Origin of the sequence: Dactylosporangium aurantiacum (assembly GCF_000716715.1) — a bacterium.
Taxonomy (GTDB): Bacteria; Actinomycetota; Actinomycetes; order Mycobacteriales; family Micromonosporaceae; genus Dactylosporangium; species Dactylosporangium aurantiacum.
In genome coordinates, this window is sequence record NZ_JNYJ01000009.1 from 45,771 (window position 1) to 58,912 (window position 13,142).

Annotated in this window: 10 protein-coding genes and 1 pseudogene; 10 read left to right on the top strand and 1 reads right to left on the bottom strand. The window is 74.1% G+C overall.

The window, feature by feature from the left end; all coding sequences use genetic code 11:
- Window positions 1-17 precede the first annotated feature (17 nt).
- From OP18_RS12565 to OP18_RS12575, 3 genes and pseudogenes are all read left to right on the top strand, one after another.
- Window positions 18-296, top strand: coding sequence for a YggT family protein (locus OP18_RS12565; protein ID WP_033359026.1), 279 nt, complete (start codon window positions 18-20; stop codon window positions 294-296).
- Between the two features lie 88 nt (window positions 297-384).
- A pseudogene (locus OP18_RS57080) lies at window positions 385-1,261 on the top strand (IS5 family transposase).
- Window positions 1,262-1,599: 338 nt separating this feature from the next.
- Window positions 1,600-4,809, top strand: coding sequence for a GH92 family glycosyl hydrolase (locus tag OP18_RS12575; protein WP_052386617.1), 3,210 nt, complete (start codon window positions 1,600-1,602; stop codon window positions 4,807-4,809).
- 188 nt (window positions 4,810-4,997) lie between these two features.
- On the opposite strand, the gene OP18_RS52355 is transcribed toward OP18_RS12575, so the two are convergent.
- Window positions 4,998-5,945 carry a hypothetical protein gene (locus OP18_RS52355; RefSeq protein ID WP_162189784.1) on the bottom strand — a complete coding sequence of 316 codons (948 nt, stop codon included), beginning with the start codon at window positions 5,943-5,945 and terminating at the stop codon, window positions 4,998-5,000.
- 179 nt (window positions 5,946-6,124) lie between these two features.
- On the opposite strand from OP18_RS52355, the gene OP18_RS52360 reads away from it, so the two are divergent.
- From OP18_RS52360 to OP18_RS12610, 7 genes are all read left to right on the top strand, one after another.
- Window positions 6,125-6,898, top strand: a complete 774-nt coding sequence (locus OP18_RS52360; RefSeq protein ID WP_156089477.1) for a VHL beta domain-containing protein — start codon at window positions 6,125-6,127, stop codon at window positions 6,896-6,898.
- A gap of 40 nt (window positions 6,899-6,938) precedes the next feature.
- On the top strand, window positions 6,939-7,727 hold the full coding sequence (locus tag OP18_RS52365; RefSeq protein ID WP_052386620.1) for an alpha/beta hydrolase family protein: 789 nt from the start codon (window positions 6,939-6,941) through the stop codon (window positions 7,725-7,727).
- 75 nt (window positions 7,728-7,802) lie between these two features.
- Complete coding sequence (locus OP18_RS12595; RefSeq protein ID WP_052386621.1) at window positions 7,803-8,483, top strand: hypothetical protein; 681 nt, start codon at window positions 7,803-7,805, stop codon at window positions 8,481-8,483.
- Window positions 8,484-8,501: 18 nt separating this feature from the next.
- Complete coding sequence (locus tag OP18_RS60500) at window positions 8,502-9,302, top strand: hypothetical protein (RefSeq protein ID WP_245635359.1); 801 nt, start codon at window positions 8,502-8,504, stop codon at window positions 9,300-9,302.
- Between the two features lie 536 nt (window positions 9,303-9,838).
- Window positions 9,839-10,456 carry a sensor histidine kinase gene (locus tag OP18_RS60505; protein ID WP_245635372.1) on the top strand — a complete coding sequence of 206 codons (618 nt, stop codon included), beginning with the start codon at window positions 9,839-9,841 and terminating at the stop codon, window positions 10,454-10,456.
- A 128-nt stretch (window positions 10,457-10,584) separates the two neighbouring features.
- Entirely contained in the window at window positions 10,585-11,241 is a 657-nt protein-coding gene (locus OP18_RS12605; protein ID WP_033359028.1) for a response regulator, read from the top strand.
- A gap of 102 nt (window positions 11,242-11,343) precedes the next feature.
- A complete protein-coding gene (locus tag OP18_RS12610; protein ID WP_063745502.1) occupies window positions 11,344-13,140 on the top strand; it encodes a GMC oxidoreductase in 1,797 nt (598 codons plus the stop codon).
- The last annotated feature ends 2 nt before the right edge of the window (window positions 13,141-13,142 follow it).

Consider the following 13,142-nt stretch of genomic DNA (forward strand, 5'->3'; position numbering starts at 1 on the left):
CGTTTTGGAGGCACCACATGGGTCTTGTTCTCGGCATCGTGAGTCTGGTGCTGCTGCTGTTGCAGGTGCTGCTGATCGCGCGGGCCGTGCTGGACTGGTCGGTCGTGCTCGCCGGCCCGTCGGTGCAGGGCTCGGTGCGGTCCCGGGTGACCGCGGCCGTGTTCGCCGTCACCGAGCCGATCCTCGCGCCGGTCCGCCGCGCCCTGCCCCCGCTGCGCCTCGGCGGCGTCGGCATCGACCTCGCGTTCATCGTCGTCTTCCTCGCCATCATCCTGCTGCGCGCGGTCATCGGCTGACCGCCGTCACCCGCCCCGGGTGACGACACATCGACCGGACCGCTAGGCAGTGTCTTCAAAGGATCACGGGTCGGGCATGATCTGAACCGTGATTCGCCGGTATGAGCTCACGGATGCCGGGTGGGAGTCGCTGTCGCGGTATCTGCCGGCGGTGGTGACGGGTGGTCGGCCGCGGCGGGATGACCGGCGGGTGCTCAACGGCATCGTGTGGAAGGTGCGGTCCGGTGCGCCGTGGCGTGATGTGCCGGATCGGTACGGGTCCTGGCAGTCGGTGTACACCCGGTTCCGGCGGTGGGCTCTGGATGGCACCTTCACGCGGATGTTGGCGGGGATGCACGCTGACGCTGACGCGGCTGGGGACATCGACTGGCTGGTGATGGTGGACTCGACGATCATGCGGGCGCGTCAGCATGCCGCTGGTGGCGGTAAAGGGGGCGATTCGAACCCGGCGAATCGGGCACCGGTTCGGCACCGGCTCACGCCGTCGGACGATCTCGAGGTGGACTGACCACAAAGATCCACCTGGTCTGCGACGGCGCCGGCCGCACGCTCGGGTTCGTCCTCACCGGCGGCACGTCAATGACTGCACCCGCTTCACCACGTGCTCGACACGATCCGGGTCGCTCCGGGTCGCTCGGCGCGGGCCCGGCCGGGTCCGGGTCCGCCCGGAGCACGTCATCGCGGACAAGGGCTACCGCACCAAGGCCATCCGCGACCTGCTGCGACGTCGCGGCATCGGCCATACGATCCCAGAACGTGCTGACCCGCAGGCGAACCGGCGCCGCCGCGGCAGCCATGGCGGGCGGCCGCCAGCGTTCGATCCCGGCACCTACCGGCACCGCAATGTCGTGGAACGCTGCTCCAACCGGCTCAAGCAATGCCGATCCGTGGCCACCCGCTACGACAAGACCGCAACCTCGTTCCAAGCCACCGTCACCATCGCCGCGCTCCTGCAATGGCTATGACCCTTGAAGACACTGCCTATACCCGGCCGCCTCACGGCGGCCGGGTCTTTTCGTGTGCGGATCGACGGTCATAGCAAATGTCAAGTATTGACAGAACTCGTGGCGGCGGCCAGTCTTCCCTGCAAGGAAGCCTCGCAACCTTCCCCCAGATGCGATGAGCACGATCCGGCACGACGCGCCGGCGGCGGCTCCGGCGAGCGGCGCGCCGGGGTCCGGTGCCGGTGATCCCGCACGTCCCCCAACGGCAATCCCACGACACCGGCCGTACGTCACGGCGCACCCCAGCGGTGCCGCCGGCGGGCGCGGCCCGCCGAGTGGCACCCCTGATCGGAGCGTTTGTGAGAAGACTGCGGTTCAGCACGCTGCTGGTGGCGGTCGCGGCAGCGGTCGCCGGGCTGTCCGCGCCGCCGGCCCACGCGGCCGTGCCGGCGGACCTGACCACGCTGGTCAACCCGATGATCGGCACCCAGAAGGAAGGCAACACGTTCCCGGGTGCGGCCCTGCCGTTCGGCATGGTGCAGGTCAGCCCCGACACCGGGCACGGCACCGGGTACAACTACGACCACGGCAAGGTGTGGGGCTTCTCCAACACCCACCTGTCCGGCGTCGGCTGCCCCGTGCAGGGCGAGGTGCCGCTGATGCCGACCGTCGGGGCGGTCAGCTCCGCCGACCCCAACACCTACGGCCAGCCGCTCAACCACGCCCAGGAGCAGGCGACCGCGGGCTACTACCGGCTCGCCACGCCCAACGGGGTCACCACCGAGCTGACCGCGACGCTGCGCAGCGGGTGGCAGCGGTACACCTTCCCGGCGAGCACCCAGGCCAACGTGCTGTTCAACACCGCCCAGGCGCGGGGCAGCGGCACCGGGGCGCAGTCCTCGTCGATCTCGATCGTCGGCAGCGACACCGTCGAAGGGTCGGTGACGACGGCCGGGTTCTGCGCCAACTCGCCGGCGCACACCGTGTACTTCTCGGCGCGGTTCAGCCGGCCGTTCGCGTCGTTCGGCACCTGGTCCGGCAGCACGTTCACCGGCGGCAGCCGCACCTCCGGCGGCAGCGGCGCCAAGGGCGGCTGGGTCCGGTTCGACACGTCGTCGGACCGGGTGGTCACCGCCAAGGTCGGCCTGTCCTACACCGGTATCGCCGGCGCCCAGGCCAACCTCGCCGCCGAGACCAGCGCCGCCGGGTTCGACTTCGACACGATCCGCACCGCCGCCCGCGACACCTGGAACGCCAAGCTGCACAAGGCCGAGGTCGACGGCGGCAGCACCGACCGGCAGGTCGCGTTCTACACGTCGCTGTACCACTCGCTGCTGCACCCCAACCTCGCCGGCGACGTCAACGGCCAGTACCGCGGCTTCGACAACGTGGTGCGCACCGCGTCGGGGTACACGCCCTACCAGACGTTCTCGCTGTGGGACACCTACCGGGCGCAGAACCAGCTCGTCGCGCTGCTCGAGCCGCAGGTGGCCCGCGACTACGGCCTGTCGCTGCTGGCGGTGGACCGGGAGCTGGGCTGGCTGCCGAAGTGGTCCCTGGCCAACACCGAGACGAACACCATGACCGGCGACCCCGTCACCCCGTTCCTCGTCGACCTCTGGGCGCGTGGGCTGCTCAACGGGTACGAGTCGCAGGTGTACACGGCGCTGCGCAGGAACGCCACGGCCGTGCCGACGAACGTCAACGGCCGCAACGGCAACCCGTACTACGCGGCGCTGGGCTACATCCCGACCGGCGTGACGTGCAACCCGGTGCTGCCGATGGACCACGACTGCAAGTTCCCCAGCTCGGCGACGCTGGAGTACGCGGCCGCCGACTCGTCCCTGGCCATCATGGCCCGCGCGCTGGGCAACACCGCCGACGCGACCATGTTCGAGGCCCGCGGCCAGAACTACCGCAACCTGTTCGACCCGTCGATCGGCTTCTTCCGCCCCCGCAACGCCAACGGCGCCTGGGGCAGCCCGTACTCGCCGACGGACGGCTCGCACACGTTCCACGAGGCCGGCGCCTACCAGTACCAGTGGCTCGTCCCGCAGGACCCTGACGGCCTCGTCTCGCTGCTCGGCGGCAAGGCCGCGACGAACAACCGCCTCGACCAGTTCTTCGCCTACGGCAACCTGCTCACCGACCCGTCCGGGACCGCGCACAACACGTGGGTCAACGGCGCCTACGACTACTACAGCTTCACCACGTACAACCCGAACAACGAGCCGGACCTGCTCGCCCCGTACACGTACCTGTGGACCGGGCAGCCGTACAAGACCTCGACGGTGCTGCGGGCGGCGTACACCCTGTTCACCAACGGCCCCAACGGCGTCACCGGCAACGACGACCTCGGCACCATGTCCGCCTGGTACGTGTTCTCCTCGCTCGGCCTGTACCCCCTGATGAACGGCGCCAACTTCTACGGTGTCAGCACCCCGCAGTTCCCGTCGGCGAAGGTCACCATCGGCACGTACGGCAGCCAGCAGGGCGGCGTGCTGAACATCACCGCGCCGTCGGTGAGCGACAGCAACCGCTACATCGCCACCGCGTCCCTCGGCGGCACCGCGTTCACCCGCACCTGGCTGTCGCAGGCCGACATCGCCCACGGCGGCAACCTCGCCTACACGGTCGCCGGCACGCCCGGCACGTGGGGCACCGGCGCCGGCGACACCCCGCCGTCCTCGAACCACACCACGCCGCCGGCCCCCTCGGTGAACCTGGCCCAGGGCAAGGCCGCCACCGGGTCCACCGCGTGCGCGGCCGACGAGTCACCCGCGAAGGCCGTCAACGGCAGCGTCACCGGCGGCAACACCGACAAGTTCTGCTCCACCACCGCCGGCGCGTCGCTGCAGGTCGACCTGGGCGCCACGCAGACGGTGAGCAAGGTCGTGGTCAAGCACGCCGGCGCCGGCGGCGAGCAGGCCGCCTTCAACACCAGGGCGTTCACCGTGCAGCTGTCCACCGACGGCAGCAGCTGGTCGACGCCGGTGACGGTGACCAACAACGCCGATCCCGTCACCGTCCACCAGTTCACCGCCACGCCGGCACGGTACGTGCGGCTCACCGTCACCACGCCGACGCAGACGACCGACGGCGCGACGCGCATCTACGAGCTGGAGGCCTACGGCTCGGCCACCGCACCGGTGAACCTGGCGCTGAACCGCCCCGCCACCGGCAGCACCCCCTGCGCCGCCACCGAAGGCCCCGAGAAGGCCGTCAACGGCAGCACCTCCGGCGGCAACCCCGACAAGTTCTGCTCCGGCGTCGCCGGCGCGTGGCTGCAGGTCGACCTCGGCGCCACCAGGGCGATCAGCCGCTTCGAGCTGGCCCACGCCCAGGCCGGCGGCGAGCCCGCCGACTACAACACCAGGGCGTTCACCATCCAGGTCTCCGCCGACGGCAGCACCTGGAGCACGCCGGTCACGGTGACCGGCAACACCGCCGCGAACACCACCCACCCGGTCAGTGGGGTCTCCGGCCGGTACGTGCGGCTGAACGTCACCACCCCGACGCAGACCGCGGACACCGCGACCCGCATCTACGAGCTGCGCGTCTTCGGCTGAGCCCCTGGGGCGGGAACGCCTCGGCCCGGTCGTTCCGGCGACCGGGTCGGGGCGCCACGCTTCCGGCCTGCGCGCGGTCCGGTGCGGCGGCGCGGTCCGGGGCGCGGTCCGGTGCGGCGGCGCGGTCCGGTGGGGCGGCTGGCCGGCGGCGGGTCAGGCGGCTGGCCGGCGGCGGGTCAGGCGGCGGGTCAGGCGGCTGGCCGGCGGCGGACGAGGGCGACACCGAAGGCGGCGAGGCCCGCGGACAGGGCGCCCAGGCCGAGCAGGACGAGCGTGCCGGTCGACCCGCGGTTGTCGTCCCGGGCGGCGTCCGCCATCGCCGGCCGGCTGGCGGCACCGCGTGGCAGGCCCATCCGGCCGCCCGCCTCACCGATCGCCTGGGCCCGCGGTGGCCCCGCCACCGGCTGCCTGGGCGTGTCGCGGGCCTTGTCGAGGCCGCGCCCGGCCTGCTGCGCCACCCGCACCGGGCCGGTCCGGCCGGTCTGCTGCGTGACGCCCGCCGGGTGCCGTGCGGCGGCGGGATGCCGCGCCGCGGCGGGATGCCGCGCCGCGGCGGATTGCTGCGCGGCGGCGGATTGCTGCGCGGCGGCGGCGGGATCCTCGGCCGCGTCGAGCATGCCGTCGTTGACCTCACCGTCCACGGGCGCCGCGGTGACGGCCGGGCCGGCGGCGGTCGTGCCGGTGCCGGTGGGATCCGTCGCGGTGCCCGTGGAGGGCGTGGCGGTGCCGGTGGGCGCGGTGGTCTTCGGTGTCGCGGGGCGCTGGCGCGTGACCCGGTTGCGTTGGGTGGCCGCCGCGTTCGCCTTCGCCTTGGCCTTGGCCCTCGCCTTGGCTTTCGCCGCGGCCTTCGCCTTGATCTTCGCCTTCGCCCTGGCTTTCGCGGCGGCCCTGGCCTTCGCGGCGGGGTTGGCCTTGGGCTGGGCGGGGGTCCGGCCGGCCTTGCGGTCGTTGGTCCTGCCGTCGCCGGCGGGGGCGGGGATGTCGAACGTCCGCACCTTCGCGCCGCCGTCCGGGCCGGGCCGGGAGTGCTGGGCGGGGCTCGCGCACGCCGTCCCGCCGGCCGCGCCGGCGACGGCGATCCCCACGGCCAGCACGAGACCGGCCCTGACGACGTGGCGAGCGGATCTGGTGAGCACGGGCATCAGGCCCCTCTGGTACGCATATTTCCGGACAAACACCTACTGAAGGTAATTTAGCCGCTACACCGCGTGCGGGGGTGATATTCGCTGCGGTTGCTGCGAGAGTGACCGAACCGGTGCGGCGCGTCGATGGTCGGCTGATCCGCCCGGCGCCGCGCCGGCGATACGCTGCCGCCGTGACCGTGCCTCCCGCCGACCCGCGCGGGTCCGGCCCGCACCCCGCGCAACAGCCCCAACCCGCCGGCCAGTGGCCGGCCCAGCCGACCGGTCAGTGGCCCGAGCCCACCGGTCAGTGGCCGCCACCGCCGGGGCCGCAGCCCGGAGCCGGGCCCGGCCAGCCGGCATCCCCGCCCGGGTCGTGGGCACCGCCGCCCCCGGCGCAGCCGTGGACGCCGCCCGGGCAGCCGGCGCGGGCCTCGGGTGCGCTGCCGTGGATCGTCGGCGGGGCGATCCTCGGCGTCCTCGCCCTGCTCGTCGGCGCCGCCGTCCTCGTGGTCCGGCTCGGTGCCGGCGACGACGGCAACGGCAACGCCGGTCGGGCCGACCCGCCGGCCGCCGCCGGCACCGGCGCGACCGCCGCTACCCCGAAGCCGACCGCCGCCGCCCAGTCCACGCCGCCGGCGCTGCCGGACCGGCCCGGGGCGGTGACGTCGCCGAGCACCGCGCGGCCCGAGCTGGCGACCCGTCCCCTGGCGGAGGAGGGCACGCTGCGGTCCGGCACCCAGGGCGCCGCCACCGAGGTCACGTTCGTCAACGCGCGGCAGGACTTCGTCACCGTGTACTGGCTCGACTTCGAGGGCAAACGGGTCCGGTACCAGCACGTGCCCAGCGGCGCCCAGTACACGCAGCAGACCTACGCCACGCACGCCTGGCTGGTCTGCGACGCCGGCGGCGGCGCGCTCGTCATCGTCGTCGCCACCGAACAGCCCGGGCAGGTCACGGTCCGGTAGCGGGATGCAACCGGGTCGCGGTCCCGGCGGTCAGACCAGCATGAGACGCATCGCAGCGACGCTGCTCGCCGCACTCGTGCTCGCCGGCTGCGGCAGCGACCCCGCCACCCCGGACGCCGCCACGTCGTCGGCCGCGGCGGAATCACCGACGGCGCGGGCCGCGCCGAGCCCGACCGACCGGCGCTGCGCCGACCCCGAGCTCAACGACAAGCAGGTCGCGTTCCAAGGCACCGGCGCCTTCCTCACCGGCCTGCTGCTCGGCACCGGCCGGACCGTGCTCGTGCTCGCCCCGCAGGCCAGCGCCGACGCCTGCTCGTGGCTGTCCTGGGCCAGGCAGGAGGCCGCCGCCGGCTACCGCGTCCTCGCCCTAGACTTCGCCGGTGAGGGCCGCTCGCAGCGCCGCGAGAGCGGCACGCCGTCCGCTGACGTGCTGTCGGCGGTGGCGTACGCGCGCACCCTCGGCGTCGAACGCGTCGTGCTCATCGGCGCCTCCCGCGGCGGCACCGCGGCCCTCGTCGCGGCGGCCGCCGCCACCCCGCCGGTCACCGCCGTGATCAGCCTGTCCGCCCCGGACTCGTACGCGGGGGAGGACGCCGCCGCAGCCGTGCCCCGGCTGACCGTCCCCGTCCTGTACGTCGCCGCCACCGGCGACACGTCGTTCGCCGCGGACGCCCAGGCGATGTACGACGCCACCACCGACAAGCGCCGCGGCATCACGCTCGTCCCCGGCCGCCTGCACGGCACCGCCCTGCTGACGATCACCGGCGAGGGCGCGCCGGAGGCGGCCAAGGCCGTCACCGGCTTCCTCGCCACGCACGCCGCGCCCTGACGCGGACGTTGTCCCGGGCCGGCGGGGCCCGCCGCCCCATGCGGCCCGGGACACGGTGCCGCGACGCTGACCGGCATGGACAACGTCACCACACAGATCCGCACCACGCCGCGGCGTGGCTGGGCGCTCACCGGCGCCGCCGGCGGCCTCGTCGGGCTCCTCGGCATCGGCTTCGGCGCAAACCTCACCGCCGACGTCGGCGACGGCATCAAGGACAACGCGCAGCTGGTCGCCGCGATCGTCGCCCACCGCGACCTCGTCTGGGTGTACCAGGTGAGCTGCGTGCTCGCCGCGGCCTGCCTGGTCGTGTTCGCGGCCGGCCTGCGGCGGCACCTCGCCGTGCAGGAACCCGCCGGCAGCCTCGTGCCCGTCGTCGCGGCCGCCGGGGTCGGCCTGGTCGCCGCGGCCACGCTCGTCGGCGGCGGCATCTGCACCGAGCTGTACTGGGCCCTCGGCGAACCCGAACGCTGGGACCCCGACACGATCGCGGCGATGATCGAGGTCTACAACACGATCGCCTGGCTGTGGGCGGGCGCCGGGCTCAGCGCCGCCGCGGTCGCCGTGGGCGGGTTCCGGCACGGCTCGGCCAGCCGCTGGCTCGCCGCGGTCAGCGCCGTGCTCGCCGTGCTCGTCGCCGCGACCCAGGCGTTCCCCGCCCAGTACGGCGCCCTGTACCCGGGTGCGGTGTGGGTGCTCGTCGCCGGGCTCGGGCTCGGCCTGCGCGGGACAAAGTCCCGGGACGGCGGGACACCGTGATCGTTAGGGTCTGAGGCGATGCACCGCGCAGCCTGGGCCACGCTCGCCGTCGCGGGCGTGGCGGTCTGGCTGGCCATCGGCAACGGCGCCCCGCTCGCCGGCGTCAGCCACCTGCTCGCCGTCGCCGCCTGCGCGGTCGCCGGCGGGCTGGTGCTGCGGCAGCGGCCGGCCAACCCCCTCGGCCGGCTGCTGCTGCTCGGCGCCGCCTGCTTCGTGCTGCTGGAGGCGTTCGGGCAGTACGCCATCCGCGGCCTGCCGGGCGCGACGGCGGCGGCGTGGCCGCAGACGTGGCTGTGGGCGCCGGCGAACCTCGCGCTCGCCGCGCTGCCCGCGTTCTTCCCCGACGGCCGGCCCGGCCGGTGGATGGCCAGGGCGCTGTGGACCGTCACCGGGCTCGGCGCGGCCGCCGCGGTCACCGGCGCGCTGCGGCCCGGCCACAACGACCAGGTCGGCCCCGACGGCCTGGCCAACCCGCTCGGCGTGGCCGCGCTGCACGCCGTCGCGCCGGTCACGGAGCCGTGTTCACCGCCGGCGCCGGGCTGCTGTTCGTCGCCGGCGCGGCCGGGGTCGTCGCCGAGGCGGTCACCGCGACCGGGGCCCGGCGGGCGCAGGCGCGCTGGCTGGCGTACTCGATCGGGCTCGTCGCGCTCGTCGTCCTCGGCCGGCTCGGCGCCGGGCTCACCGACGGCGACCCGGACCGGATCTGGCCGTACGACGACGTGTGGTGGGACCTCGCCGGCAGCGTCTCGCTCGCCGGCATCCCCGCCGCGATCGGGGTCGCGGTGCTGCGGCACCGGCTGTTCGACATCGACCTGCTGATCAGCCGCACCGCTGTGTTCGTCGTGCTGACCGGCGGGGTCGGCTGCGCGTACCTAGTCATCGTCGGCTACCTGGGCGCCTCGTCGGTGGTGGCCGCGGTCGCCGCCGCCCTCGTCTTCGGCACCGCCCGCCACCGCGTCCAGCGGCGCGTGAACCTGCTCGTGTACGGCGAGCGCGACGACCCGTACACCGTGCTGACGAGACTCGGCGAGCGGCTCGCGGAGGTCCAGGACCCGCTGGCCGTGCTGGCCACGAGCACGGCCACGGTCCGCGAGGCGCTGCAGCTGTCGTACGTGCGCATCGACACCGACGGCGGCCGCTCCTACGAGATCGGCAACCGGCCCGCGCACCCGGTCGAGCTGCCGCTCGTCGCCGGCGGTGACACGGTCGGGACGCTGCTCATCGGGCCGCGTCCCGGGGAGGCCGCGCTCGGCCCCCGCGACCTGCGGCTGCTCACCGACGTCGCCCGGCACATCGGCCCGGCCGTGCAGGCCGGGCGGTTCGCGGCGGACCTGCAGCGCTCCCGCGAGCAGCTGGTGCAGGCCCGCGAGGAGGAGCGCCGCCGGCTGCGCCGCGACCTGCACGACGGGCTCGGCCCGACCCTCGCCGGGCTCACCATGCGCGCCGAGGCCGCCCTGGCGGTCGGCGCGGGGGAGGCGGCGCAGGGCCTGCTGGAGGAGATCGTCCGCGACGCCGAGGCCGCCGTCGTCGAGGTGCGCCGTCTGGTGGAGGGGCTGCGCCCGCCGGCGCTCGACACGCTCGGGCTGCGCGGCGCGCTCACCGCGCACCTCGCGGGCTGGCCGCCCGGCGGCCCGCACGTCGGCGTCGACGCGCCCCAGGAGCTGCCGGTGCTGCCCGCCGCGGTGGAGGTCGCCGCGTACATGATCGCCGTCGAGGCCCTGGCCAACGCACGCCGCCACGCCGGCGCCACCGCGGTGCGGCTAGGGTTGCGGCTGGACGGCGGGCACCTGCTGGTGACGGTCACCGACGACGGCCGCGCCGCCACCGCGGCGCCGGGGACGGCGATCGGCGCTGGGGTGGGCATGCACTCGATGCGTGAACGCGCCGCCGAGCTCGGCGGCACCCTCGAGGTGGTCTCATCGCCGGCCGGGACGACCGTGACGGCACACTTGCCGGTTGGAGCAGCAACATGAGCGGCCCGCAGCGCAGCGGAGGTGACGGCGTGAGCGGGCCGCAGCGGAGCGAGGAGCCGCGAACCGTGGGCGCAGGGTGGAGCTCAGGCCGGCGCCGGAGCGCAGCGGAGCGCAGCGGAGGTGACGGCATGAGCGTCAGGGTGCTGATCGTCGATGACCACGCGCACTTCCGGGCCGGGCTGCGGGCGCTGCTGGCCACCGCCGACGGGATCGAGGTGTGCGGCGAGGCCGCCAGCGGCGAGGAGGCGCTGACCGCGCTCGCCCGGCACCAGCCCGACGTCGTCCTGCTCGACCTCGCCATGCCCGGCATGGGCGGCATCGCCGCGACCCGGCGCATCCTGGAGGCCAGCCCGCACGTGCGGGTCCTGGTGCTGAGCATGGCGGACGACGACGACTCCGTGTTCGCCGCGCTGCGGGCCGGCGCCCGCGGGTACGTGCTGAAAGGCGCCAGACGCGTCGAGATCATCCGCGCGGTCCGGGTCGTCGCCGACGGCGAGGCGATCTTCGGCCCGGCGATCGCGACCCGGCTGATGGGCTACTTCGCCGCCGTCGACCGGGAGCCGCCGGCGCCCACGATCCCCGGCCTGACCCAGCGCGAGCACGAGATCCTCGGGTTCGTCGCCCAGCACCTGACGAACCCGCAGATCGCGCAGCGGCTCGGGCTGAGCCAGAAGACCGTGCGCAACCACGTCTCCAACATCTTCGCCAAGCTGCAGGTCGCCGACCGGGCCCACGCGATCGACGTGGCCCGCGAGGCCGGTCTCGGCCGGCCCGGCACCGGATGATCAATACGCCGGTCCGGTGGTGCCGCCGCCGGTAGGCTCGCTGGTGCCGGCTTCCTCCCTTTGGTTTGGACCTCGACCCACCAGCCCGGAGGTCTCAGCCCCATGCACACCGCAGCCTCGACCCCGAACGCCAACTACGGCTACCCCGTCCCCGGCCCGCAGCAGCCGACCGGCCAGGACGTGATGGACAACGTCTTCTTCGTCGGCGCCGACGACTGGGAGCGCATCCGCGCCCAGGAACGCTTCGACCACATCGTCATCGGCACCGGCCACTGCGGGCTCGCCTTCGCCGAGCGGGTTTTGCAGCGCCGCCCGGAGGCCAGGATCCTCATGCTGGAGCGCGGCACCTTCTTCCTCGCCGAGCACTTCCAGAACCTGCCGCTGCCGTACGAGCAGACCCTCGGCGGGCTGTCCGAGACGTTCCCGTGGACGCTGTCGTCGCGGACCGTCAACGGCAAGCACATCCGCTGGCAGCACGGCATGGTGCCGTTCGTCGGCGGCCGGTCCATCATGTGGAGCGCATGGTGTCCCCGGCCGACGGAGGCGGAGATGGCCGGCTGGCCACGGCCGGTCATCGACGTCGCCCACGAGTACTTCGAGTCCGCCGAGCGGCTGCTCAATGTCGTGTCGGCCAACGACATCGACAGCGGCCCGACGGCGCCGCCGCCCGGGTACCGGCCGATCTTCGGGGCGCTGCAGCACCGGCTCACCGAACGTCTCGGCGCGCACCTGGACCGGATCCCGGCCGCGACCCGGGTCATGCCGGCGCCCCTGGCCGTCGGCGCCCCGCAGCTGCACGGGCTGGACTTCGACAAGTTCGCCACGCCCGGCCCGCTGCTGGGCCTCGTCGACCGGCAGCGCCGGCTCGCCGTCGAGGGCCACGGCAACCCGCTGCACGTCCTCACCGGCTGCACCGTGCGGCGGGTCGTGTCGCAGGACGGCCGGGCGACCGCGCTGGACACCAGCCGCGGCATGATCACCGTCGGGGACGCCGACGTGGTGCTCGCCATGGGCACCCTGCCGCCGACCACGCTGATGCTCAACTCGTTCCCGCGGCTGCAACGGGCGGGTGAGCGGTTCACCGCCCACTTCATCAGCGCGGTCGTGGCGCGCGTACCGCGGCAGGACTACCCGTTCGCCGCCGAGATCGGCGACCTGGAGCTGGGCGCGATCTACCTCGCCGGGCTCGACGAGGGCAGCCAGGGCCAGTTCCACGTGCAGCTTTCCGTCCTGGCCGACCGTGACCCGCAACGCAACGCGCAGACCGCGGCCCGGCACATGCCCGACGTGGTGGCGACCGCGACGCCGGAGCAGCTGCGCACGTCGACCGACCACGTCGTGTTCGTCTGCGCGGTCCTCGGCGAGCTCGACGCCGACAACCCCGACAACTGGCTGCACCGGCACCCCGACGGGCCCAACGCCGACGACCCGACCACCAACGTGCTGCTGCAGGTGGTGCAGAACGACCGCGACGCGTCCACCTGGCACACGATGGACACCGCGACCTTCGCGATGCTGGAGGAGGTGCTGTCACCCGCCGGCGCCGGCCGGGTCGAGTACTGGCACGTCGACACCGACGGCCGGCACGGCCGCTGGCTGCCGCAGCGCCCGCCCACCGACCAGATCCGGGTGCCGGCCCTGGTCCACGAGGGCTCCACCATGTGGATCGGCGAGCACGACGACGCCCCGGTCGGCCTGGACTACCGGCCGCGCGGCGTCGACAACGTCTTCGTCACCGGCGGCTCCCTTTGGCCGCGCGGCGGCTCGTGGAACCCGACGATGACGATGGTCGCGCTCGCCCAGCACCTCGCGGACCTGCGGACCGACGCGGCGAAGAACCGGGTCCGTGACCCTCTCGGCTCCCTCGAACAGCGCCACACGCCGTACACGATGTCCTGAGG